This is a genomic window from Cellulosilyticum sp. ST5 (assembly GCF_046529625.1).
Taxonomy (GTDB): domain Bacteria; phylum Bacillota; class Clostridia; order Lachnospirales; family Cellulosilyticaceae; genus Cellulosilyticum; species Cellulosilyticum lentocellum.
Window position 1 is genome coordinate 2,630,454 of the sequence record NZ_CP132338.1, and the last position, 23,469, is coordinate 2,653,922.

Consider the following 23,469-nt stretch of genomic DNA (forward strand, 5'->3'; position numbering starts at 1 on the left):
ATTAATTTGTACATATTATTGATTTGATATTGTCTTTGTTAATTATTACGCTATCACCAAGCTGAACGCTTTCAATGTGAATGCTATCGTCGTATAAAATGTAAACTTCGCCTTTTACTATTTCCCCACTTGTTGTTTCTACTTCTACGGCGTCTCCCTCTTTAAGTTCTGTGTCTCCATCAATTATCCATATTGTTACTGTACTTATATCTGCCATGCTTTCACCCTTTCAAAGAGATTAATTAATAATTGCTATTACTGTATTTTCTTCATCTTTGCGACTTATCTCTATAATTTCTGTTACTAAATCGTATTGCCCGAAGTGATCTCTAACATATACATTTCTATTTCCATATAGCTGCAAACAATCTTCTAGCTCTGCTATTAGCTCTACTAAGTCCACACTATCACCCTTTACAAAAAGTTATTTTATTACCTTAGGCTTAAAACCTAATATATCTTCAATCCATATCTGCTCTTTTTGTCTTGAATTACCGATTAATACCTTATGTTCAAATCCACTTATATCTAAGTCAAATAATTCTTCAAAGCTATTGAAAGTCTTTCCTACCACATCTTTGTGTGGAAGATACCCTACTATGTCACTAACCGTTAACTTATCATCTGTGAAAACTTTAATCATATCTCTTTTAGTTCTCTCTGGATGTTTATTAATTAGTGTTTCAAATGGATAATCAACCTCATTAAACATCTCATTTAAAATTTTTACCCATGCTTTCATGTAACCTCACCTTCACAAAAACTATTTGTTTAATTTAATCTCTTGGTGGCCTTGGGTTGTCTCCACTACTTGTTAATCTGCCACCATTTCCATACCTGTTTATATCTGTTAAATCTCTTTTTATTCTTCCAGTAAGTCCGTCTATGTGTTGCAAAATACCGTTAAGCTCGTGTAGCTTATTCATTGCTTCATCCAGTTCCGTTGTATCTACTTCAACTTTAACTTGAATACTACCTGATCCGTTACTTTTAGCTTCATTAAGCTGCTCTTTTAATGTCTTATTCTCTTTCACAAGTGCCGATATGTACTGCTCTTGACAATAACTCACGATTATTCCTCCCTTAATAGAAAAACACTTTTATATATCTCTGAGTGGGCACCACTTAGGACTTGTCTTGTGCTCATTTCCTCTTATGTGTTTACATGTAACCGTTGGATGCTCGCATCTCCTATATGTTCGATTAGGGCATTTAGGTCCATACATGTGTTTACATTCCTTGCACTTTGGTACTGCCATATTCTCACTCCTTAAACAACAACACTTTGTTTTAACCACCAATATTGGGATTGGTACATTCCCATGTGTAATCTTTAAACTTTACTTCTTCATTTTTTATGATTGTACCTTTGTGTATTTCAATATCTTGATTAAATTCCATACCTCTCTCATATCCATAAATCTTAAAATCTACATTGTATTTTTCAGATATGCTTGCAAGTTCATGAGCTTCTATTCCCCATGCTTGCTTATACTCAAGAGCCAATACATCTTGCTCATAATCAAACCATATTTCATCTTCTTCTATAAACCCTCTCCTTGAGTCGTTAAGATAAAATCCACTCTTGCCAGTTTTTACAATCATGAAATACTCTTCTTCTTTAATCTCGGCTTCTTCTGAATCTGAAAAGTGTCCCATAGGTTTAATACCATTCTTTAGAAAATTGATAATATCTTCTTTACTACCTCTTACTTTTAATGTTCCCTCACACCAATTTGGCATTATCTATTCCTCCTTAATAAAAATCAACTTTGAGTTACTTAACCACTTTAATAACATGCTGATAGTAATAGCATTCCTCTAGGCAGCCTTTAATTTTGCCATAAAAATAATTACTAAATGTCCTCGTTACTTCTATTTCCACAACATTGTCATAGCTTATTCTGTACTCAACTACTTGCCCTACTTTGATGTTCTTTTTTAGCCACGAAATTCTACTCTTGCTTTTAATAACTGCTTCGTCTAGCTCTATTTTTAGCTCAGGACATGGCTTCTCTTTTAGCTTACTCTTATCAGACTTTGCAGCAACAACCGCTTCTTTTTGCACTTTTTTAGCCATATCGTATAGTTTCTTATCAACTCTGCTTACTAAATACAGCCTTTCTTGTGCTGCATATGCGGATATGTTAGGGTAGCATTGTTCATTTGCTACTTTTAAAGTGCATTTATTCTTGATTATGTACTTAGCTATAACAATTCCCTCTCTTGCCCTATTAGGATTGCGTATTGGCATGTTGCTTACTCCTTTCGTACTTTGCTTTAGCTTCTAAGTGGTCTAGGACTGCATAAACTAGACTCTGCCACAAGCCACTACCCTTATACTTATTGCAAATAGTAGGTAATTCTTGCGCTAGCTTATCAAAGTCAGTATCATCATAGTTAGCTTCTAGCCACTCTAAAGCTTCTCTAAACATTTCTTTTTCTTTCCTCATATTCCACCACCTAAAAAGGTAATTGATCGTCATCTATTTCAGACTGCGCATAAGTTTTTTTATAACCATAGCTTTTATTTAAATCTGCAGAGGTGTTATAGAACCTTCTACGCTTCTTATCAAAATACATTACTGCATTTTTATCACTTGTTCCTGTGGGTCTGTCTTTTAGAAGTGTAATAGTGGCATCCCTTGGATCTATCATTACTTTGTTTTTAGGTGGATTAGCTAGGTAATCTTGATATTCCTGCTTAACTTCTTCACTTGTCCTACTAATAGCAAATACATAGTCAGCCAAGTTTGTAATATCTCCACTCCCTGCCACATCAAATTTAGTAATCTTGCTATCTGCCTGTGGCTTTCTTGGGTGAGCCACCAAATGAACTATCGCATTGTACTGTAAAACAAATATTTTAAGCTCATTTACAAATTTCTTTTGAGAAGATAGCTCATTACCCCCATCCTCAATATCAATTTTCATAAGGTTGTCTAGTATGAATACCCTTACCCCTTTACGCTTCGCCAACATTCTCATAGTGCTTAAAATTTCTTTAGCTGAGTAATCTTGCTTGTTGTAAAGGTAAAGCTTGTCGTCAATCCACTCTGTTATATTCTTAGAAGCAAATTGATTTAGCTTGTAGTATTTCTCTAGCCACTTATTGGTTAACTCCTCTATATCTTCATCATCTGCAATAGTGTTATATAGCCAGTATTTGAAGTTAGAAGGTGTCAACTCTCCACTAAAGCAAAATACTTTGTACCCTTGTGAAATGCTCTCAGAAATAAAAATCTGATTAATTACGGTACTTTTACCGCTGCCATTGTAACCAGTAGTAATAGCTAGACTACCAAACACTATACCTAAGCAGTATTTATCTATTACATTAATCCCTGTCTTAATCTTTTCAGCTTCGTAAACGTTAAAATCTTCTATCTGTGAAGCTGTTAAAACTCCATCTACATCTAGCTCTTTAGCATTGGCTAACTGTTTAAGTACTTCTTCTTTCCCAAACCTGTAAAGCACCTCGTTAATGTCGTTTGCTATTGTGCAATAAACTACTCTAGTACAGTTATCAAGTCTATTGGCTACGATCATTGCCCCTTGCTTGCCTGCATCATCATCATCAAACCATAGTGTTATTTCATCAAATTGCATTAGCCAATCATAGTTTGCTTCTATCCAGCTATCACCTTTTGCGCCTGCTGGAACACTTACAGCATTTTTATAACCAGCTTCTATAAGGCTTAAACAATCAAATTCACCTTCACATATTACAAGCCTTTCGGTTACATTAACCTTATCCATGTTGAAAAGCGTTTTTTCATTTTTGCCTTCTCCATCCCACCAGTTTTTAGGTTTACCTTTTTCAGTCTTGTATGCAGGTCTGTACTTATTTGCTATATGGTTCCCGAATTGATCTCGATACTCAAACACTACGTTTTTGCCATCACCCTTAACCCCTATATAGTTAATGGTATTGTCACTTATCTTTCGCCTGTGTATATAGTCTTTGATTGTATCTATAGGCTCATTATGTGCCACTACATCAAGCTTTTTAGGCTCATGCTTACTAAGTGTATAGTTAAAATTAAAGTCGTTTATAATGCTTTCTGTGGCTTCTATGAATGACAAGTTGTAATGGCTCATATAATGGTCAAACAAGTTATAGTGCCCGCCACACCTGAAACAATGAAAGTCGGCTTTTTCTTCATCAAAGCTCATGTTAGGACTACTAGGATTATCGTTGTGTAGCCAACACACATACTTTTTGTTTTTGGCTTGTAGCATTAAATCGGCTTCTATTTTGCTTCTTACTTGGCTAGGAGATAAGCCTTTCTTTATCTCTTGCACTATCTCTTTTAAGTCCATAGCCTACCTCCTAATAATCTCTCCTGTTTCCTCGTCAATATATGGTCCTTTAGTTGGTGTACTACTTTCTTCTTGTGCTTCTATCTGTAAGTAGTCAAGGTAACCACCATTGAAGAACGTGCTGCCATGCTTTACATATTTGATGTCTTTGCCTTTACATTCATTTGCATATGCTATTACACATTTTTCTATTGCATCATAGCCATATTGCTCTATTAGCTTTGGTAATTTAGCTATAGCTTGTGCTTTCCCTTTTTTGTTTGGGTAAAGGCTCCATATTTTTTCACACTCTGCATCAAAATGCACATTATTATTATTCTTTTCTTTCTTTACATTCTTTACATTCTTGTTTGTGTCAACTTGCTGTTTATTTGCTGTCACTTTGTTGTCAATCTGCTGTTCATCTGCTGTTGCTTTGCTGTCAACATCTTCATCTTTTGATTGATATAACTCCCAATTTTCAATGGTTACAACCCGATATTTGCTGTTCATTTTCATTGATATTATTTTTAGCTTTTCTAGTGCCTTTAAGTAGTTATCTGTCGTACTTTCTTTTAGTCCTAATTCGCTTGCCGCTTTTTTTCTTCCAGTAACAAATTGCCCAGGTGTAAGTTCTATAGTATTAAGCCCTACAACTTGATCGCGCTCCTTGTGAGAAGCCTTTAATAAGCACCATATAAACACTTTTAAAAGCTTCTCATTTTCAAAAACGCTACTGGAAAGAAGTTTTCTGTGTAATCTTACCCATCCGCCCATAATTACCTCCTAGAATGGCATATCGTCGTCCTCATCAAGGTTGGCAGGTGCAATGGTACTCATTGGTTGAACACCTTCTTCTCTTCTGCTTTCTGCGAAGTGTTGTTCTTCAACCACTACATCTACTGATGTGTGTTTTACTTTTTGTGCATCCTCCCATGTATTAACTTGTAGTCTACCAACAATTGCAACCATTTGACCTTTTTTAAAGTATTTCTCTGCAAATTCACCTGCTTTACCAAATGAAACAATATTGAAAAAATCTACATCTGGTTCACCTTGTTTAGTAAATTGTCGCCTTACAGCAATTCCATATCTTGCTACTGCAACTGGATTAGCTGATTGAGAATAGCGAACCTCTGGATCTCTTGTTAATCTTCCTAATAAAACAACCTTATTCATATCTATTTATCCTCCTTTGGTTTTTGTAAAAACACTCTTTTACCTGTGGTTACATTTTTAATTGACAAGCCATCTATTGAATTCCCATCATAAGTTATTCTTTCTACTACAAACTTATCATTACACGTCTTTTTACCGTTAAATTCCTTTATATTACAATCTGCGGCATTCACCCAAATAAAAGGTGCAGTATACAACTCTCTGCCAATTCCCCAGTTAAAACATGATCTTTTGAAACTATCACTAGCCTGTCCTTTTTCCTTTTCTGTATTGCTTTCTGTACCTACGTCTTGTTTCCATACCCATTCAGCCGAACCATCTTTGCGTTCAAAACGTATTCCTACATTACAAAAAAGATTTCCATTTACTATCTCATGTCTACGTTGCCAGCTATCTACTCCCACCGTTTCATCAAGAATGTTCATATCACACCTTGCATCTTTGTAGAGTAGTAGCACTAAGCCGTTAGACTTAACAGACTGCACTCTACATTCAATTTCTTTTGCATCAAGCTTTCTAAATACCATAAATTCACTCCTTATTTATACCTATACCTATTTCCAGTTAATTTTTTGTAATTTCGATAGTACCACCAAAATTCCTCTAATATATTGACCGCTGTTTCCATGTTGTCTTTTAAGAATATAGTTCTAAAATTGTATCTATTCCCACATTGCCAAGACCTTATGGTGTTATAACAATGTTCGCCTATATTTTTTACTTTCCTATTCTGCTTTTCCATGTCTCTATCACTTACTTTAGCTTCTTTAAGCTTTTTTTGACTTGGACAGTTCTCAACAATTAATACACATTGGTTAGCAAGCCTTGACATTGCAAAAAACTCCTTTTCTATACGTGTTCTATCATGCATTACATTCCCATATAGTTCATCTACATTAGCTTTTCGCTCTATAACACATGATTGAGAGAAATCTCTGTCATCAATTAAGAAGCTGTAGTCTGCAAAGTCTAATTTCCTAACCTCATATTTAACATTTAGATCATTAAGTCTATCGATTATGTGCTTGTTTTCTTTTTCTCTTGTGTCAATTAAAATTGTGACTTTTTTTATAAATTCCTTTTTGTCCATATATCCCCCTTCTAGCCATATAAACAATTCTTATGAAAAACATCTACTTGCAATTTGTTATTTAATTACTACCTGTTCAGCTACTGGCAATACTGTAAGTCCTTCAATGTCTAACACTTCCCCTGTTTCCGTATTTACTATTGAGCCATCTTCTTGAATTTCTAGCTTTTCTTTTAGTCCTGTCCAGTCAAAATCTTTAACCTCTTTAGTTTTTATATAATCAGTAAGTCCTGTTGCTTCTGCATTTTCAAGTAAGACCTTCTTGTCATAGTCAAGCTTCAATCCTGCCTTTTTAACTACTACGTCCCCACTTAGAAGCGTAACCTTAGCTTGTGTCTTAGTCTCTTTACTTGGCACCTGGTCGAATAATGCTCTAATCTCAGCAATAAGGTACTCTTTACGATTGTTTAATATATCAACCTTGCCTTGAAAACTATCTTTAAGTTGCTGAATACGTGCATCAAGTAAGGCTTGTAGTTCTGCTTGTTCCTGCTCTACTTGGTGTACTTCTGCCACCTTTTCATCCATCTGTGATTGAATTGCTATTACTCTTTCATCTATTTCTATTTTTTTAGTTGCCATTATAATAAATCCCCCTCTTTTTCTATTTCTTCTTTTTTTCTATTTCTTCTTTTCTTTCTACTTCTTCCTGTTTTTCTTTCTTCTTAACTGCTTTAACGTAATATTCAGCTACAGAAGGGCAATAGTTTAAATTGGCTTCATCAACCTAAATTTCATATGTATCATTATTAAACCCGTTCTCAATAAGCATTGATTTAAGTATTTCAGCAACCTTTCCAACTTCAATTTCTAGATAAATTTTCTCATCGCCATATGCCTTATATAACTTAAATATATTCCTGTAGTTTTTGGCTACGTCTCTTGCAATTTCTCCTGCATCTGCTTTTTTCTTTAATTCCTCATATTCTTCTAAACTTAAAATAACTTGTGCCATTCTAAGACCTCCCTTTAATTTTCCTGTTGCCTTGCCTATCTACAACACCACCAAATTATGCTTCAAATAAGCTTCTAAGCAATCAATGTGTATCATCTTATTGCCATGCATTATAACGCTCATTCCTTTGTATAATTCCTTGTGGCACCCACAGTCACATGTACCCATGTAGTCGGCTTGATAATCTAATTCTCTAGGAGCTTCTAAGTGAATAATTATGTGTTTATTACCAACACGTTTAAGTTGTCTGTTCTTTGCTTTTAGCATTTTAATAGCATTTTGATTCCTATATATCTCTAGCTGTGTACTAAGCTTCACCATTGCACCTCTTTTCATAGCATTTACGATAATCTTTAACCTGGTTGTAAGTTAACCCTGTGGATTTACAAACATCTATATTCTCCATTCTTGCAGCGAACATATTAAACACTTCTTGTTGCTCTTCTTCGTTTGTTACGCTTGCTTTCTCGTCTATTGTAGGCATATGTATTCTCCCTTCTTATTCCGTTTTTATTTATGTCTATAATCACTCTTGTTCTTCCTGTTGCTGTCACTACTGGCACATCTTCGTCTGCTTCCTTTATGTACTTGTCTTTCTCTTTGCATCTACCTCTGCACCAGTAAGGGTAATCGCAACACCATCTGCACGGGTCATCTACTATTAAATTTCTTACATCTCTCATTGCACCACGCTCCTTTTTGTGGCATAATAAATATGATAATTATTTCTTATTGGCATTATTTAAGTTGGCGCTTAAGTAATGCTTTTTTTATAACTCAATTCTTAAAAACCTGTAGCCAAGCCTTTTACCGCTCGCACCTTTCTTTATTTGTGTGTATACGGTACATTTTTTAATTCCAAATACATTAGCTAATTCTTCTGCGCTGTCCTCAACGCAAATGGGTAACTCGTATTTATCTGCTGTTACCGCCATCCAAGCTGTCACGTTTCTCACGCTCCCTCTTTGCAATTATGGGTTGTCCAACTTTCCATGACACGATTAAAATTGTTGATAAAACTAATATGTATTCCCATGTCATAAGAACACCACCAACACACAAATAAATACAAATGATGTAATAGCTGCTAAAACATCCGCTAAAATCTCTATTTTGGGTTCTCCTCTACATAGCTCTTTAAACTCATCTAGCATTAAAGCTTTTTTAAGCATTTACTCAACTCCTTTTGATACAAGAATTGGTTAATCTATAACCACCAATATGATTGCTGGGCCATTTACCTTTACCTCAACATCTTTATATGGTTCAGCAATTGTTTTTTCTACGCCTTCTCTTTTTGACAATTCCTCAACTAACTCTTTTGTTGTAAACTTACTTAAGTTATTCTCTTCCATGGTTCTATTCCTCCTATTCATTAATAACTTCATCTATTTCAGACATTACATTCCAATACTCACCAGTGATAAAATCAACAGCTTCTTGTGCTGTGATTGGCCTAAGTTCTCCGGTATCTTCATCTTTAACTTTTGAATCTGGCACCTGTTGTAAGTATTCAGCAAAACCCTCTTGCAAAGCCTCTATCACTCTCTGATTTTCTTCTTCAATGCCATCTTGAATTACTGCTATAATCTCTTCTTGGCGCTCGTTAGCAGGTATTTCAAAATCATTTAGATTAATAATGTTTCTTTCTGCAGCTATTCTTACGACTTTCTCAATCATTTTTCTTTTCATTTCTTTCCTCCAAATTAAATAATTAACACTACTTCTATCAAGCTACATTGCTTCTAACTTTTACATACTGTACAATGCTGGCCATGTGTCTATCTAGTAATCTATCTACCATTGCTGTACTGTAAACAACTTTGACTTTATTGCCTTTAATCGTTTTACCTGTATATGAATACCCTTTGACTGCTACATAATCAAAAAACTTTTGGTTTGGTTGGAATTGTCTACTTCTTTCACCTTCAAAGCTCTTCATTTCTCCAAATCCATTCTCAGAAAACCATTCGTGCAATATTGTTGTTGTTAATTTGCGTATGCCTAGCATTTCTACTACTTGCTGAGCTGAAAGAATTTTGTTTGTTCCATCTTTTAATCTAGCTGTTTCCTCTGCCACCTCAATTTTTACAAGTTCTTTGTGAGCTACAATTGCATCAGAACCACCATCATATATTTTTAATGCTAACTCATGTTTCTTAGTGAGCTTTGGAATTTGTTTCTTTAGTGACTGTTCCAATTTCTCTATGTACTGTGTTGTCTTAAATCGTACAACTGCTGATTCTTTGTTTAGCATCTGCAAGACTCCGGATTTGTTAAGTGAGTAGCAAGGTCTTGTTTCACCCTTTTTATCTGTATAATTAACGAGCGCAAAATTGCTCTGGTTAATTCCGACACTTTCTAATACCTCAATCTCTTTTCTTATATCTCTAAGTAACTCTTTGTGCTGTTTCTCTGTCTCATTACTTTCTTCTTTTCTAAACCTATTAATCAATTGTGTAAGTTCTACACTTGTAATCATCACTTCTGCTTGTCCATCTACACCATTTAAAATTACTGGAGTCATGTCTCCTTGTACTAATGCACTACTCATTTGTTTGTTCATGCTCTCAACTCCTCATCTTTTGTTCCTAAAAACCTTCTACCTATAAATATCACTATGCTTTTCCCAGTATTTCTGTAACTCTATTAATTTTGGCCACTCAAACTTCTGTATGGCTTCAAGTATTGCTAAAGACATTTCTTTTGCCTGGTCATAATTTAGTGTATTGATTTCTGTAAGTCTTGACACACCCAAATACTCCTTTATAATTCCGCCTATTGCGTTAGCAAGTGTTGTGTGCATATTGTCTCCATCGCCATATCTTTCTTTTAATTTAGGGCAAATAATTGACTCTCTTATTGTTTTCCATGTTTTGCTTTCTTCAAGGAACTTCATTAATTCTTGATTCTTCATTTTTAATGCTTCGTTTTCAGCCATTACGGCTTTCATTTTTTCTAATAACTCTCGTTCTTCGCTTGTCATGCTGTTTCTCCTTTCAATAATTCATTAAGACTGTCACCTTTAATCTTTATTCCTCCAAGTTTTACCGTGTCTAACTCACCACGCTCAATCATGTTATATATGGCTCTTGGTGTTCTATGTAACATTTCAGCTACTTCTCTAACTGTGTAGAAGCTCTTTTCAATCTTATTATTTTCAAATGCCAGCTGAAGCTTTGCCACCGCTTTTTCTAGCTGATTTACTTTCTTTAACAATCGTTCCTCTTCTTTTTTTGTCATATTTCCACCTACTTACTTACAATTAAATCAAGATTAAGATATTTAGCTATCTGTATTTTCCTTTCAGTACCATTTCTAGTTCCTTTTAAAATATCTGTTAAATATGGTTGTGAAATTCCTACCGCCTTAGCTAATTCACCTTTGGCCATATTTTTATCTATTAATGCTTTTTCTACCTCTTTACCAAAAGATGTATAGTTAACTCTTTTTGGCATATTAATTCTCCTTTCTATCAAATAAACTTTGCTGAACAATCATTCCCATTTCTTCTGCTGTCTTTCTTATGTACTTAATAACTTCTGCCTTTCTGTCATAAGGAATATCTTCCCACTTATCAGCGTTAAAGTGTTCTAGTGTCAAACCTTTAAGCACAACCTCGTCACCTTTGCAAGCTGAATATGACTTGATAGCATTGTTAAAGTCTAATTTTGTCTTATGGCTCGGTCTGTGGTTCTCTTTGCCCTGTTCTGCCAGTTCATCAACCTTTAAGCTGATTTCACCTTTAAAGTCTGTAAACATTTTGTAAATTGTTTCTAGTGACATTCCACTATTGAAGTAGTTATTAACCAACTGCCTTTGAACTTGCCATGACAAATCATCTGTGAATGACTTCACTAGCATTAGGTAGCCTTGCTCGGTAATTAAAATTAATTCCTTTGCATTACTGCCGACGAAATTCGTCGTCTGTTTAAACGCCTTAAGTTCATCACCTACTAATTGGAAATAGTCAGTGTTCTTAATTAACTTGCTCTTGTTTTCTCTAAAATTTCTGCCAGCTGTTCCATCTGCCCTGTTGTGCATTAAATCAATGTCCTTAAAAGTTACTACTCGTTGCCCTTTAAATTCTTTGACTTGTAACTCTGTTGTCCCTATTGTTACTAGTTCTTGCATTGTGTAACCTCACTTTCTTTATAAATGTGTTGTTTTTTAGCTAATTTTATTGACAGTAGCGTATTTTAAATGTATTATAATAGTTGTGTAGCTTAAAATATACTTTAAGGGCATAGTAAATAAGCGCTAGTTGGGGAACAAGCCGTTTTTATTATTACTATAACCTTTACTTACTGTCTTTTTTTGTTGCTTTTCGTATTAGCTAAATTCAGTATAGTATAATTTACGCTACTTGTCAAACTCATTTTGTATTATTTACGATATTTATTTTGAAAGGGCGTATTAACATGACAATAGTTGATAGAATACGGATGCTTTGTATTAATAGCGGAATGACATTAACTGGTCTAGAAACTGAGCTGGGTATAGGTAGAGGAATTATAAAACGTTGGGAAAAATCTTCTCCTAATATGGATAATATTCAAAAAGTTGCTGACTTCTTTCACGTGTCTGTTGATTATTTATTAGGTAGGGAAGAAAAATCTTCTTCATTAGAACTACCACCAAACATTAGGGCTGCAGCCAGAGGACTTCTTGACTTATCAGAAGAAGATAGAGATCTTGCTATAAACATGATTAATTCTTTATCTCGCAAAGGGAAAGAGGCTAAAGATAGTTGAAAATACCGAAGTATGCTAGATATGATTACTGTGCTATTAAGGCTAACGAATTCATCAACAAATATAAGCTATACTTTTTCCCAATAGAACCATTAAAGATTATTCAGCATGAAAAATGGGGACTTACGAAGTATTCAGAACTAATGTCTGAATATGGTTGTGATTTGGATACAGTGATAAGATGTCTGAAAAGTAAAGATGGATATACTATACTTGATGAAAACAATTACTCAATTGCATATAACGACCTAATAGAAGCTAATGGAAGAATTACTTTTACTCTTATGCATGAAATAGGACATATATATCTTAATCATTTAATAGACTTTGAAAAAACCACCATATATAGAAGTGACATGACAAATTCAGAAAATGATGTTTTAGAAAAAGAAGCCAATGCTTTCACAAGAAATGTATTAGCACCAGTTGATGTTGTTAATAGCCTGAATAATTTATCAAAATCATATATATCTAATTTTTTTGGAATCACTGAAGGAGCCGCAAAAACTAGGCTAGACCTCCTTGCAACCGATAAAAATAATAATAAAATTACAGATGTTAATTTTAAACTCAATATCTTTTTTGATGAATTTTATAGGAAAAGGCATTGTGCTATTTGCAACAACGCTTTGATAATTAAAAAAAATGTGTATTTCTGCCCAATATGTGGCGGAAATTCTTTTAATGAAGATAGGAGTAACACTATGGAATATGATGATGAATATCAATTAGATGAGAACGGGAAAGTTGTAGAAGAATGTGTGACTTGTAGAAATATAGATTTGCCTTCTGGTGGCGTATTCTGCAAAATTTGTGGAAAACCAGTTGTAAATAAATGTACAAATCCAACGTGTGGAAGACCCTCTGATGGAAAATCTAGATATTGCATACACTGTGGGAGTGAAACAACATTTTTTAAGCATGAATTGTTATATCCTTGGGATTATCATTTATCCCAATCTTCGTCAGAATTTACCCCCTCAAATTATGAAGATGATGATGATTTGCCGTTCTAATACATAAAAACAAAGCCCTAGTGCTACCAACACTAAGGCTCTATATGTGCATAATTTATACACACATAATTCACAAATTTAGTATATCTTATGCACTCCAATATTTCAATAAAATAATAAGGAGTGAGTGTTTTGGCTAGTTATTTTAAAAGAGAATTCAAAAAGAAGGATGGCACAACATATACACGCTGGGTAGGCGAAGAAAAAATAAATGGTAAAACTAAATCAGTATACGGAAAAACAGAAAAAGAATGCAAGGCTAAAATTAAATCACTCATACTGGAACACGAAATTTACGGAAACGAACTAAAGAAGAATATCTATACCCTCTCGGAATGGACTTATAAGCAACTTTATGAAGAAGTGAAGCCACACATACAAGCAAGTACGTTCGAACGATATATGAGCATATATAACACTCATATAAAGAATTCTGTAATAGGTAAAACAAGCATAACTGATATAAATCAGATTGATATACAAAACTTTTTTAATTCAAAAAATGATATGGCTACTGGTGTACTTAAAATTATGAGGTATACCATACGGCGAGTTTTCGAATATGCAAAAAAACATGGGGTTATAAGAGAAAATCCTTGCATAGGCATTAAAATACCACCATCTAAAGCTAAAACAAGAGATATTATTATAATGACATTAGATGAGCAAGAAAAGTTTATCGAAGTTGCATCAACCAGAGATAATAAAGCATTATTTTTAACAGCACTGTTTACTGGTCTTAGAATGGGAGAATTAATAGCTCTTAAATGGGAAAATGTAGACCTTGAAAATGGCACAATAAACGTATGTGAATCTTATAAGCGAGTTAGAGCATATACTGATAACGGCGATTCAGAATATATAATAGATAAAAAAGCACCCAAGACAAAAAATGGTAATCGTATAGTGCCAATTCCCACTAAATTATTGCCTATTCTTAAAGAGATCAAGACAGACAACGAATTAGTATTCTGTAATGCTAAAGGACAGCCCATGACCGAAATAACTATAAGGAGAGAACAAAAGCGTATATGCGAACAAGCTCAAATACGGTATATTAATTTTCATGCTTTAAGACATACCTATGCAACTAGATTAATAGAAAACGGTATAGATGTGAAAACAGTATCCATGTTAGTAGGTCATGCCGATATCCAAACTACGCTTAACATTTATGTCCACAGTACAGATGACACCAAAAAGAATGCTGTAAATACATTGGACAAATTTTTTTAACTGTAAATCATACTGTAAATAAACTTCAAAAATACTTACAGTTATTGAATATCAAGATATACAAATCTTTATATGCGCGTGTTCAAGTCACGTCATTCCGATTAAAACCACCTTATTAGATAAATAAGGTGGTTTTTTATTTATCATCATGTGACCTTTTTAAACCTCCTAGCTCTTTTACAAAAAGGTAATAAAGCTCACCTTAAAGCAGGCTTCTTTACTCATTTTTTAATCATTACATCACAGTTTATCCCCTTTTGTCTAATTAATTTTTCGCAAAGAATTTAACAACTCTCCCTTTTTATTAAAGTACCTATTTAAATACTTTACCATTCGTGCACTTTACTTACCAGTTTCGATAAATCCCATCTTCTTTAATTTCTATGACACCTTCTTTCATCAATCTACCAATGGCTCTTTTAAAACCGGCTTTACTCATTCCTAGCTGCTCTTTAATCGTCTCTGGTGAGCTCTTATCATGAAGCTTTAACTTCCCTTCTTCTTTATATAATATCTCCATAATCTTTTTTGCATCATCTTCCATTTGCAAATGCGCTGGTTTTCTCATACTAAGTTCTAGTTTACCGTCCGGTCTAACCTTACTTACTCTTAAGTTTAATAAATCACCTACTTTATAATCTCCATAGAGCTCTTTAATAGGTATTAAACCATGATACCTGTTATCTACAGCTATAAATGCACCAAAAGCTTCTTTTATATTATAAAGGATTCCACTCACCTCGTCTTTTTCCCTATAAGGTGAATGCGCTTGTAATAGTTCATAAACCCTCATAGTGGCACAGAGTCTATCACTTTTGTCTCTATACATACCTACTAAATAAGAGCTTCCTTTATTCACTTTTTCTGTTTGCTCACTAAACGGTAAAAATAAATCTCTTTCTAATCCCCATTCTAAAAATGCACCTATACGATTAATACTTACCACTTTTAATAGTGCTAGTTCTCCTATTATTAACTTTGGCCTTTTAAGAGTTGCAATCTTTCGGCCTTCTGAATCTCTATACACAAATACTTCTATCAAATCCCCTATTTGCAAAGTTTCTGGTTTTTGCCCTCTAGGAAGTAAAATATCTCTATCACTTTTTTCTAAATCATTTAAGTATACGCCTTGCGTGGCTTCTCTTACTACTTTCAACCTCTGAAACGTTCCAATTTCTATCATTACATTCTCCTTTGCTTACTCCTACTAATCGACCTCCATCATAACACAGTCCTTAACTCAGGTGCTACCTTTCTAGCTCACTTTATTTTTATCTATTTCCTTAAAAACACAAGGTGCTTCATCTTCTTCCTTTACTAAATTGTATTGAGAACTATTGTCCTGGATAAAGTAGCAGGTCTACAGAAATCGTAATAAAAAAATACACCCCTTTATTTCTGACTTAAAATAAAGGGGGTGTATTTAAAAAATTTTTCTATTTATACAAATCCTACTATAAATTGCTATAACCAACCCTTTTCTTTCCAATACTTTTTATCTAATCCCACGATACCATTTTCATCATAAGTATTAATCATCTTTGCCATAAGCTTCATCATTATATACCTAAATAAATTAGTGCTACCTAAGTTCTGGTGAACGAGTGCTTTATAGAAGATTTTGGCTCTTTTTCTAGCTTTCTTTCTCATGCCTTCTACATTCTGTCCATATTGTGCTTCTCTTACACTAAAAGAATATATTTTTCTAAATCCAAGATATTTAAATGTACTTCTAATGGTTCGATGTGTATTTTTCATTCCTGCTCCTGCTGCTGTTGCAAAGGAGAAACCTACCTTATTAAAAAAGATAGGTTCAGGTCGATGAGAAAGCCACAGGGTAAATAAGTGATCTAATACATTTTTTAAGCCTCCAGTCACATCGAATACATAAGTGGGGGAAGCTATAATAATACCATCTGCTTCCCTCATTTGCTTTATGACGGGTAGCATGCTAGCACTATGTGGGCAATACTCTATGCCCCTTATAAGACAAGTTTTACATCCTGAGCATATATATGGCATGGCTTCTGGCACAAAAACTTCTTCAAACTCTATTTCTTCTAATCTTTCTGCTAGCTGCTTTAGCTCTCTTTTAAATACCTCCATTGACTTATAAGTAAACCCTTTTCGATTCGTCCCATAAATAATAAGTACTTTCATATCCTTTCCCCCTCGCCTCTGCTAGGCTCTTATTTTAGAGCATTATTATTCTTGAAGCTTCAATTAATAGTGTTTTAAAAATAATAGTACTAGATAAAATAAAAAACATAACCTTCCAATACCCTTGCTTTCTTATAAATAAACTACTTAATGCTGCAAAACCAATGACCGCTCCTGCTAGGGTACATAAACGTGATTGTATACTAGGGAGCGTAAACATCCCTGCTTCTATACTCTCCCCCATAGCAGCTCGTACTGAATAATGATAGTCATCTCTAGTTGCTACCAAAATACATACCCAAAGCCCCCATAAGACAATACATAGTACCCTACGCCCCCATGTTTTTATTGTATTTCTTTTTATATAAGTATAACCTATATAAATCCATATGCTTATTATTGATAAACTAGAAATACTTGTTATTATGTTTCCAAAATATAGCTCCATTTTTATTCCCCCTTCATTAACTAACACTTGTTAGTATTATATTAACTAATGAATGTTTGTAAATCAAGTTGATTTACAGATTTTTAATTAAATTTTAATCATTTTAAAAAAATCAGTACTATCAATCCACTATTTTGTAATACAGCTCTGTAGCATAACTAGATTTAAGCGGCTCTCCTTCTTCAATATGATAAGTTCTAGTACCATCCTCCTGTCGCATGGCTCTTAAGCATAATATATCTTTTTCACTTTTTAAACTCATTTTTTGTGCATATGAATATAGATGGGTTACATAAAAAACATCTATGCTCGACTCCTTTAGAGCCTCTATTACTTCTTCTGCTAATTGTGCACCATCTTTTTCCGCAGTAGTACTGAATGTTTCATTCATCAGTATCATACTATTAGGCTTCATCATACTAATAAGATATTTCATTTTTCTAATTTCTTGTTCTAGTAAGCCTACTATCATCATTTCATCTTCCGAATCGGTAAAATGCGTAAATATCCCTGTAAAAATCTTATTTTCATATTGATTGGCTGTCACAAATAAGCCACATTGAGCCATAAGCTGTGCTATTCCTATACTTCGTAAAAAAGTAGTTTTCCCACCTTGGTTAACTCCTGTAATTAACCAAAGGTGCTTGTTATTAGCTATGAAGCTATTACCTATCGTCTTTTGCTTCTTCTTTAAGCTAAGCCCAGGGTCTATAAGCTCTTTAAATATAAACCTGTCACACTCTTTCTTTAAAGTAGGCTCACATATGCATATACCTTGCTCTCTAAGTGTTTCTTCTAACTGAAAAGCACCTACATAAAAGGCAAATTCACTTTTTAATGCCTCAAATAAGTAGCCTATTTCTTTATTTAAACTTGAAAACCTTCGAATATATTCTATTAAAACAGCTTCTCTGATTTCTTCTGCTTGATTTTCTAAAGCACTATAATCTAAGCTAATCACTTTTTCTCTTTTTGCCTTTTTTCCAATCAAATACTTTTTTGGACCTTTCACCTCTTTTTTCTCCGATTCTATATATTCAAGTTCTACCTCTGTATACTTTCCTCCTCTTCCTATCTCCCCTGCTAATATAATAATGGCTCCTTCTTTGATTTTCCGAGCTATTTTTATCAAATCTTCTACCTCATAAAAAAATGAATTGGAATACTTACTTAATAGCTCCTCACATAAGCTTTGCATTTTAAAGGAATGAACTACTTCTTTTAATTGACATAAAGATTCACACACTTTATAGAGGTAGCTTACCTTTTTTTCTAGAATTTCACTTTGTGTCATAAGTCTTTTCTCACTACGGATAGTTTGATTATACTTAGGCTTTATAAATTCCTCTTCTTCCTTGGCCACTTCAATACCTTCTGACACATACTCATAAACTAATCTAAAAAGTTTAGGATACTGCTTACAATCTTTCCTTACCTGTTGTCTAGCGCTAATCTCATCTTCTTTCATTAAAGGGGTTAATAGATGTTTTTTACAAATCTCATAAATAAACCTATCCTTTTGCGCCATAGCTTCAAGGATAATCTCCAAATTCAAATCCCTTATCAACAATTCTTCATATGTTAACTGTTCTTTATTCACTCTCAGCTGCTTTTCCATGAGCTATCGCCTCCTTTATCTCCTTTTTGGTAAGACCATACTTCTTAGCTATTGTTGAAGCATAAGCCAACTCTCCGGCTGGCTTTCTTGCAATTGTATATGTTCTTGTATGAAGCGTATCTTCCAGGACTTCTGCTACTAGACTTATCATTTGTGGACAAGTATCCGTCAAGCTTGGAACATGAGTTACACAAAAAGTATGGTGGCCTTGTTTTAATAGTCTCTTGATTAAACGCTGACTTAACTCGTAAGCATCTACAGAAGTAGTTGAAGAAAAAAGCTCATTAAATAAGTACATCCATTTTCCTTCATCAGAAGTTTCTAACAATGTTTTAATGCTCATTAACTCTTCTTGTAATTTGCTATTTTGTAGCATAGTACTTTCTTCTGTGCTAAAATGCGTGCATATACCTTGATACAACGGTATCTGTGCCTTACTAGCTGGTATAAATAGTCCTTGCAGGGCCAAAACAATACTTTGCCCTAGACTCCGAAGATAAGTCGTTTTTCCACCTTGATTGGCACCTGTAATCCATGCCCCATATTCCTCTGGGCCTAGCTCTATACTATTCTTAATAATTATAGGAGACATTAATTTTCTTGCTAACGCTAGATCATACATACCGCTTAGCTTTAATGATGCTTCTTTTGAAACCATAGGGTAAGTTACAAATAGACCTCTCTCTTTTAACCTTTTCTTATAAAGGATTACTTGAAAATAGAAATATAAATCTTTTCGTAATTGTCCTATCTTCGAATCATAAAAATCTTTATGATTTTCTATCCAGAATTTACACTTATTAAATAATGTTGAATATTGTTCTAATAAATAATCTCCTATTTGTTGCTCTATATTATTGTAAGTAATCTGGTTAAAAAAAGAAAATTTCTTACTATTATTATCATCTGCTTTCTCTCGATCATCCATTGTTTCCTCACAAGTGATAGTAATACTTACTTCTTTATGTGATACCTTCATAGTATAGTGAATAGTTTTTAACCTTTCATATAGGTTTTCGCTCTCTTTCCATATGTTTTGTTCTGTATTTATCAATGCTTTCATATATCCACTGGCTAATTGAAGGCCTTTAGATGCTATACGGTATTCTACTAGATTAATAAACTTCACTATTGCCTCATAGTAAACTATCATAGCTTCTAGTTGATAGGCTATCCTTTGCACTTCATGAGTTACCTCCTCCTTATATCCGATTAGCTTTTGTACTAGCTGCAATTGTTCTAGTAAATAGTTAACTCCTTCAAAAACTGCATCCTTATCTAAATCTTTGAGTATATCTTGCCTATAAATAATTAAGGATAATTCATTTGGTACTTCAAAAAATAATTTTCTATACTCTTCATCATCTCTGATAGGAAATATGTCTTCTGTAATTTGATTAAGGTTCAGGTCTTTATAAAATAAAGGAACTTCCTCAAATGCTTTTTTCTCCTGCAGTGCTACCATTTTATTACCTATATACTCGTATTTGCGCTCATCTTTTTGAGATAATAACCCCTTCGGGTGCTGTTTTGCCTTTTCTTTTAGCTTGAGCATTTGTTCCTTTGATTCATATAGCAAACTAAAAAACGTCATAGCTTATCCCCTCCTTTTTAGATGGAGTATAAACTATGACGCATGTGTAAGGTCAACCTTCTTTTTTAAAGCCATAAAATTTGTGAGAAATCATGTTCTAGCTTTTCATTTTCTAAGCAAGCTAGGCGTGCTAACTTAGTGGCTTCAGCTTGTTCATCTGCTAGTTCTTTTAACATACCTAATGCTTTTAGCATAGCATTAATATTTTCAATATTATATGTGGCCACTTCCACAATTCGTTGCTGCTCTCTTCTTTTATCACATAATCTCTCAATGACTTGTTCCTTTAATAAACCTGCTTCTTTCATTTCCTTAATTTCTTGCAATGAAAAACCTACCTTTTTAAAGCTAATAATGGTATTTAACTCTAACATTTGTTCAGTATCATAGTAACGATAGCCATTTTTAGGATCTATGTATGCTGGATGAAATAGCCCTAGCTTATCATACAAACGCAGTGCTCTATCGGATACATTACAAAATGCTGCAAAATCTTTTATTTTTATAAGCATGTTTCTCTCCCCCCTTTTGCTAACTGCATTGTATTCTTCGTGTTCTTGCTTTACCACTTTTCCTACAAGTAACTCTTTTCATTCAATAAAAAGCACTCAAATTGTTCCTAATTCTAGTAGACATTTGAGTGCTTCTTATTAAATTACTTTTTACTCACCTAAATACGCTTTCTTAATAGAATCATCATTAATTAGATCTTTTGCATTACCTTCTAGTACAATCTTCCCTGTTTCTAGAACATAAGCTCTATCTGCAATAGAAAGTGCTTTTTTAGCATTTTGCTCTACAAGAAGAACGGTTGTACCGCTACTACTAATTTCCTCAATAATCTTAAAAATCTCGGAGACATATAATGGAGAAAGTCCCATAGAAGGTTCGTCCATTAAAATAATTTTAGGATGTGACATAAGTGCTCTACCCATTGCTAGCATTTGTTGCTCACCGCCACTTAAAGTCCCTGCAATTTGTTCTTTTCTTTCTTCAAGTCTTGGGAACTTGGTATAAATCATACGAAGTGTTTCTTCCATTTCTTTCTTATCTTTACGAGTATATGCGCCTAACTTTAAATTTTCAAGCACTGTCAGCTCTTGAAAAATTCTTCTACCTTCTGGTACATGGGCCATTCCCATACTTACAATATGATGTGCTGGTGTTTTAAGAAGGTTTTTTCCTTCAAATTCTATACTTCCTGCTCTGGCATCTACTAAACCTGTAACGGTATGAAGAATAGTGGTTTTTCCCGCACCATTGGCACCAATTAAAGCAATAACTTCACCCTCATTAACTTCAAAAGAGATTCCCTTGATTGCTTGAATCATGCCATAATATACTTCTAGATTTTCTACTTTTAACATAGCCATAAGGTTATCTCCTTTCTATTCTCCCAAGTAGGCTGTAATAACTTGTGGATCATTTAATACCTTGCTGGTTTCACCATGGGCAAGTTCTTTACCAAAGTTAAGCACTGTAATCTCTTCACATATACCCCCTACAAGCTTCATATCATGTTCAATAAGTAAAATCGTCATCTCAAACTTATCTCTTACAAAGCGAATAGTCTCCATGAGTTCTGCTGTTTCATTAGGATTCATGCCCGCTGCTGGTTCATCCAAGAGAAGAAGCTTTGGATTAGTTGCTAATGCCCTAGCAATCTCTAATTTTCTTTGCTTACCATAAGGTAAATTAGATGCTAACGTCTCTTTTTCTTTATCTAAATCAAATACAGCCAAAAGCTCTGTAGCTTTCTCATTCATTTCTTTTTCTTCTTTAAAATAACGAGGCAAACGAAACATTCCTTCTGCCACAGTATAATGCTTTTGATTATGCAAGCCAATTTTGACATTATCAAGAACTGACATATTATTAAACAAACGGATATTTTGAAAAGTTCTTGCAATTCCTTTGCGATTAATCTCTATAGTAGCTTTACCAGTTAAATCTTCACCATCTAATAAGAAGGTGCCGCTAGTTGGCTTATAAACACCTGTAATCATATTAAATACAGTTGTTTTCCCTGCACCATTAGGTCCTATTAAGCCATATAATTGTCCTTTTTCAATTTTTAAATTAAGTCCATCTACTGCTCTAAGGCCACCAAATACAATGGTTAAATTATTAACCTCTAATAACGCCATCTTCAGCTCCTCCTTTCTGTGCTTTTTTACCTTTTAATTTAGCGAAAAAGCTCTTTTTAAATTCAGCAAACTTTGGAGATGCATTTAGAATCATCATAACAATAAGTACGACTGCATAAATAAGCATTCTATAATCCGCAAGACCACGAAGTACCTCCGGAAGTACAGTAATAATAGTAGCTGCAATAATAGAACCTCTAATACTGCCCATACCGCCTAGTACTACAATAACTAAAATCTCAATAGATTTATTAAAGTCAAAGGTATCTGGTTTTAAAATACCTAGGTTATGGCCATATAATACGCCTGCCGCACCTGCAAAGAAAGCAGCTACAACAAAAGCCAATAACTTATGATAAACTACATTAATACCTACAGACTCAGCTGCTATAATATTATCTCGAATAGAACAAATAGCTCTACCTGCTCTAGAATTAACTAAGTTAGAAATTATAATAACTGTAATGACGATAATCACAAATACTAAGGTATAGTTTGCAGACTTATCAATTCCTTTTAAACCACCTGCACCACCTGTAACCTCTATATTCATCAAAATAGAACGAATAATTTCTCCAAAAGCCAGCGTCACTATTGCTAAATAATCTCCTTTTAATCTTAGTGCAGGAATACCGATAATACATCCAAATACTGCTGCTACTAAACCACCAATAATAAGAGCAATAGGTAGCTCAATATATGTTGGTAAATTAGCATAGATTGTAAACATACACCCAGCATAAGCACCTACCGACATGAAACCTGCATGACCTAAGGTTAGCTCTCCTAAAAAACCAACAGTTAAGTTAAGAGAGACCGCTAAAATAATATTAACTCCAATTGGTACTAATAAACTTTGATAGTGTCTTGATAAAGAACCTGTCTCTACAAGCATAAAAACAAGAGCATAAACTGCTATTGCAGTAACAATTGCTATGATATTCTTTTTATGTATGAGTTTTTTCATAGT

Annotated in this window: 38 protein-coding genes; 3 read left to right on the forward strand and 35 right to left on the reverse strand. The window is 33.9% G+C overall.

The window, feature by feature from the left end; translation table 11 throughout:
* Position 1: 1 nt before the first annotated feature.
* The 26 genes from QTL86_RS12935 to QTL86_RS13060 form a co-directional block, all read right to left on the reverse strand.
* Positions 2 to 217, reverse strand: coding sequence for a hypothetical protein (locus tag QTL86_RS12935; RefSeq protein WP_410495044.1), 216 nt, complete (start codon positions 215 to 217; stop codon positions 2 to 4).
* 21 nt (positions 218 to 238) lie between these two features.
* Positions 239 to 403, reverse strand: coding sequence for a hypothetical protein (locus QTL86_RS12940; protein ID WP_410495045.1), 165 nt, complete (start codon positions 401 to 403; stop codon positions 239 to 241).
* Positions 404 to 424: 21 nt separating this feature from the next.
* Complete coding sequence (locus QTL86_RS12945) at positions 425 to 742, reverse strand: hypothetical protein (RefSeq protein WP_410495046.1); 318 nt, start codon at positions 740 to 742, stop codon at positions 425 to 427.
* A gap of 34 nt (positions 743 to 776) precedes the next feature.
* Positions 777 to 1,070 (reverse strand): hypothetical protein, encoded by a 294-nt coding sequence (locus tag QTL86_RS12950; RefSeq protein ID WP_410495047.1) that lies wholly within the window; start codon positions 1,068 to 1,070, stop codon positions 777 to 779.
* 220 nt (positions 1,071 to 1,290) lie between these two features.
* The gene (locus tag QTL86_RS12955) at positions 1,291 to 1,743 is read right to left on the reverse strand and encodes a hypothetical protein (RefSeq protein ID WP_013655983.1); all 453 of its coding nucleotides are present in this window, start codon (positions 1,741 to 1,743) and stop codon (positions 1,291 to 1,293) included.
* A 34-nt stretch (positions 1,744 to 1,777) separates the two neighbouring features.
* Positions 1,778 to 2,254 carry a hypothetical protein gene (locus QTL86_RS12960; protein WP_410495048.1) on the reverse strand — a complete coding sequence of 159 codons (477 nt, stop codon included), beginning with the start codon at positions 2,252 to 2,254 and terminating at the stop codon, positions 1,778 to 1,780.
* Positions 2,235 to 2,453 (reverse strand): hypothetical protein, encoded by a 219-nt coding sequence (locus tag QTL86_RS12965; protein WP_410495049.1) that lies wholly within the window; start codon positions 2,451 to 2,453, stop codon positions 2,235 to 2,237. Before QTL86_RS12965 ends, QTL86_RS12960 begins: the two co-directional genes overlap by 20 nt.
* Positions 2,454 to 2,463: 10 nt before the next feature.
* Positions 2,464 to 4,323 carry a DnaB-like helicase C-terminal domain-containing protein gene (locus tag QTL86_RS12970; protein WP_410495050.1) on the reverse strand — a complete coding sequence of 620 codons (1,860 nt, stop codon included), beginning with the start codon at positions 4,321 to 4,323 and terminating at the stop codon, positions 2,464 to 2,466.
* Positions 4,324 to 4,326: 3 nt separating this feature from the next.
* Positions 4,327 to 5,079, reverse strand: a complete 753-nt coding sequence (locus tag QTL86_RS12975; RefSeq protein WP_410495051.1) for a transcriptional regulator — start codon at positions 5,077 to 5,079, stop codon at positions 4,327 to 4,329.
* A gap of 9 nt (positions 5,080 to 5,088) precedes the next feature.
* Positions 5,089 to 5,481: a single-stranded DNA-binding protein gene (locus QTL86_RS12980; protein ID WP_410495052.1), complete on the reverse strand. Its 393-nt coding sequence runs from the start codon at positions 5,479 to 5,481 to the stop codon at positions 5,089 to 5,091.
* Positions 5,482 to 5,483: 2 nt separating this feature from the next.
* The gene (locus tag QTL86_RS12985) at positions 5,484 to 6,008 is read right to left on the reverse strand and encodes a Rad52/Rad22 family DNA repair protein (RefSeq protein WP_410495053.1); all 525 of its coding nucleotides are present in this window, start codon (positions 6,006 to 6,008) and stop codon (positions 5,484 to 5,486) included.
* Positions 6,009 to 6,019: 11 nt separating this feature from the next.
* The gene (locus tag QTL86_RS12990) at positions 6,020 to 6,571 is read right to left on the reverse strand and encodes an ERCC4 domain-containing protein (RefSeq protein ID WP_410495054.1); all 552 of its coding nucleotides are present in this window, start codon (positions 6,569 to 6,571) and stop codon (positions 6,020 to 6,022) included.
* A gap of 57 nt (positions 6,572 to 6,628) precedes the next feature.
* Positions 6,629 to 7,153 carry a host-nuclease inhibitor Gam family protein gene (locus QTL86_RS12995; RefSeq protein ID WP_410495055.1) on the reverse strand — a complete coding sequence of 175 codons (525 nt, stop codon included), beginning with the start codon at positions 7,151 to 7,153 and terminating at the stop codon, positions 6,629 to 6,631.
* A gap of 145 nt (positions 7,154 to 7,298) precedes the next feature.
* Positions 7,299 to 7,526, reverse strand: coding sequence for a hypothetical protein (locus QTL86_RS13000; protein WP_410495056.1), 228 nt, complete (start codon positions 7,524 to 7,526; stop codon positions 7,299 to 7,301).
* A 39-nt stretch (positions 7,527 to 7,565) separates the two neighbouring features.
* Positions 7,566 to 7,844 (reverse strand): hypothetical protein, encoded by a 279-nt coding sequence (locus tag QTL86_RS13005; protein WP_410495057.1) that lies wholly within the window; start codon positions 7,842 to 7,844, stop codon positions 7,566 to 7,568.
* Complete coding sequence (locus QTL86_RS13010) at positions 7,834 to 8,010, reverse strand: hypothetical protein (protein ID WP_410495058.1); 177 nt, start codon at positions 8,008 to 8,010, stop codon at positions 7,834 to 7,836. The genes QTL86_RS13005 and QTL86_RS13010 overlap by 11 nt, the downstream gene beginning before the upstream one ends.
* Positions 7,949 to 8,209 carry a hypothetical protein gene (locus tag QTL86_RS13015; protein WP_410495059.1) on the reverse strand — a complete coding sequence of 87 codons (261 nt, stop codon included), beginning with the start codon at positions 8,207 to 8,209 and terminating at the stop codon, positions 7,949 to 7,951. Before QTL86_RS13015 ends, QTL86_RS13010 begins: the two co-directional genes overlap by 62 nt.
* 87 nt (positions 8,210 to 8,296) lie before the next feature.
* A complete protein-coding gene (locus QTL86_RS13020) occupies positions 8,297 to 8,482 on the reverse strand; it encodes a hypothetical protein (RefSeq protein WP_410495060.1) in 186 nt (61 codons plus the stop codon).
* Positions 8,483 to 8,563: 81 nt separating this feature from the next.
* On the reverse strand, positions 8,564 to 8,698 hold the full coding sequence (locus QTL86_RS13025; protein ID WP_410495061.1) for a hypothetical protein: 135 nt from the start codon (positions 8,696 to 8,698) through the stop codon (positions 8,564 to 8,566).
* 30 nt (positions 8,699 to 8,728) lie between these two features.
* Positions 8,729 to 8,881: a BC1881 family protein gene (locus tag QTL86_RS13030; RefSeq protein ID WP_410495062.1), complete on the reverse strand. Its 153-nt coding sequence runs from the start codon at positions 8,879 to 8,881 to the stop codon at positions 8,729 to 8,731.
* A gap of 13 nt (positions 8,882 to 8,894) precedes the next feature.
* Positions 8,895 to 9,218: a hypothetical protein gene (locus tag QTL86_RS13035; RefSeq protein ID WP_410495063.1), complete on the reverse strand. Its 324-nt coding sequence runs from the start codon at positions 9,216 to 9,218 to the stop codon at positions 8,895 to 8,897.
* A gap of 37 nt (positions 9,219 to 9,255) precedes the next feature.
* Positions 9,256 to 10,092: a Rha family transcriptional regulator gene (locus tag QTL86_RS13040; RefSeq protein WP_410495064.1), complete on the reverse strand. Its 837-nt coding sequence runs from the start codon at positions 10,090 to 10,092 to the stop codon at positions 9,256 to 9,258.
* Positions 10,093 to 10,128: 36 nt separating this feature from the next.
* Positions 10,129 to 10,512: a hypothetical protein gene (locus QTL86_RS13045; protein WP_410495065.1), complete on the reverse strand. Its 384-nt coding sequence runs from the start codon at positions 10,510 to 10,512 to the stop codon at positions 10,129 to 10,131.
* On the reverse strand, positions 10,509 to 10,769 hold the full coding sequence (locus QTL86_RS13050) for a helix-turn-helix domain-containing protein (RefSeq protein ID WP_013655963.1): 261 nt from the start codon (positions 10,767 to 10,769) through the stop codon (positions 10,509 to 10,511). The genes QTL86_RS13045 and QTL86_RS13050 overlap by 4 nt, the downstream gene beginning before the upstream one ends.
* A gap of 8 nt (positions 10,770 to 10,777) precedes the next feature.
* The gene (locus tag QTL86_RS13055) at positions 10,778 to 10,984 is read right to left on the reverse strand and encodes a helix-turn-helix domain-containing protein (RefSeq protein WP_410495066.1); all 207 of its coding nucleotides are present in this window, start codon (positions 10,982 to 10,984) and stop codon (positions 10,778 to 10,780) included.
* 1 nt (position 10,985) lies between these two features.
* On the reverse strand, positions 10,986 to 11,660 hold the full coding sequence (locus QTL86_RS13060; RefSeq protein ID WP_410495067.1) for an ORF6N domain-containing protein: 675 nt from the start codon (positions 11,658 to 11,660) through the stop codon (positions 10,986 to 10,988).
* A 287-nt stretch (positions 11,661 to 11,947) separates the two neighbouring features.
* Here QTL86_RS13060 and QTL86_RS13065 point away from each other — a divergent pair, with 287 nt between their 5' ends.
* From QTL86_RS13065 to QTL86_RS13075, 3 genes are all read left to right on the forward strand, one after another.
* The gene (locus QTL86_RS13065; protein WP_410495068.1) at positions 11,948 to 12,280 is read left to right on the forward strand and encodes a helix-turn-helix domain-containing protein; all 333 of its coding nucleotides are present in this window, start codon (positions 11,948 to 11,950) and stop codon (positions 12,278 to 12,280) included.
* Positions 12,277 to 13,296 carry an ImmA/IrrE family metallo-endopeptidase gene (locus QTL86_RS13070; protein ID WP_410495069.1) on the forward strand — a complete coding sequence of 340 codons (1,020 nt, stop codon included), beginning with the start codon at positions 12,277 to 12,279 and terminating at the stop codon, positions 13,294 to 13,296. The genes QTL86_RS13065 and QTL86_RS13070 overlap by 4 nt, the downstream gene beginning before the upstream one ends.
* A 132-nt stretch (positions 13,297 to 13,428) precedes the next feature.
* Entirely contained in the window at positions 13,429 to 14,532 is a 1,104-nt protein-coding gene (locus QTL86_RS13075; protein WP_410495070.1) for a tyrosine-type recombinase/integrase, read from the forward strand.
* A 346-nt stretch (positions 14,533 to 14,878) separates the two neighbouring features.
* Here the strand turns inward: QTL86_RS13075 and QTL86_RS13080 are convergent, their stop codons facing one another.
* The 9 genes from QTL86_RS13080 to QTL86_RS13120 all read right to left on the reverse strand — a co-directional run bounded on the left by QTL86_RS13080 (position 14,879) and on the right by QTL86_RS13120 (position 23,466).
* The gene (locus tag QTL86_RS13080) at positions 14,879 to 15,715 is read right to left on the reverse strand and encodes a S1 RNA-binding domain-containing protein (protein WP_127065850.1); all 837 of its coding nucleotides are present in this window, start codon (positions 15,713 to 15,715) and stop codon (positions 14,879 to 14,881) included.
* A 281-nt stretch (positions 15,716 to 15,996) separates the two neighbouring features.
* Positions 15,997 to 16,692 carry a flavodoxin family protein gene (locus tag QTL86_RS13085; RefSeq protein ID WP_127065849.1) on the reverse strand — a complete coding sequence of 232 codons (696 nt, stop codon included), beginning with the start codon at positions 16,690 to 16,692 and terminating at the stop codon, positions 15,997 to 15,999.
* A 34-nt stretch (positions 16,693 to 16,726) separates the two neighbouring features.
* Complete coding sequence (locus tag QTL86_RS13090; RefSeq protein ID WP_410495071.1) at positions 16,727 to 17,140, reverse strand: hypothetical protein; 414 nt, start codon at positions 17,138 to 17,140, stop codon at positions 16,727 to 16,729.
* Between the two features lie 121 nt (positions 17,141 to 17,261).
* Entirely contained in the window at positions 17,262 to 18,758 is a 1,497-nt protein-coding gene (locus QTL86_RS13095; protein WP_410495072.1) for a MutS-related protein, read from the reverse strand.
* A complete protein-coding gene (locus tag QTL86_RS13100) occupies positions 18,733 to 20,352 on the reverse strand; it encodes a MutS-related protein (protein WP_410495073.1) in 1,620 nt (539 codons plus the stop codon). The genes QTL86_RS13095 and QTL86_RS13100 overlap by 26 nt, the downstream gene beginning before the upstream one ends.
* 65 nt (positions 20,353 to 20,417) lie before the next feature.
* A complete protein-coding gene (locus QTL86_RS13105; RefSeq protein ID WP_410495074.1) occupies positions 20,418 to 20,864 on the reverse strand; it encodes a MerR family transcriptional regulator in 447 nt (148 codons plus the stop codon).
* A 150-nt stretch (positions 20,865 to 21,014) separates the two neighbouring features.
* Positions 21,015 to 21,725 (reverse strand): ABC transporter ATP-binding protein, encoded by a 711-nt coding sequence (locus QTL86_RS13110; protein ID WP_127065845.1) that lies wholly within the window; start codon positions 21,723 to 21,725, stop codon positions 21,015 to 21,017.
* Positions 21,726 to 21,740: 15 nt separating this feature from the next.
* Positions 21,741 to 22,499 (reverse strand): ABC transporter ATP-binding protein, encoded by a 759-nt coding sequence (locus QTL86_RS13115; RefSeq protein WP_410495075.1) that lies wholly within the window; start codon positions 22,497 to 22,499, stop codon positions 21,741 to 21,743.
* Entirely contained in the window at positions 22,480 to 23,466 is a 987-nt protein-coding gene (locus tag QTL86_RS13120; protein ID WP_127065843.1) for a branched-chain amino acid ABC transporter permease, read from the reverse strand. The genes QTL86_RS13115 and QTL86_RS13120 overlap by 20 nt, the downstream gene beginning before the upstream one ends.
* Positions 23,467 to 23,469 lie beyond the last annotated feature (3 nt).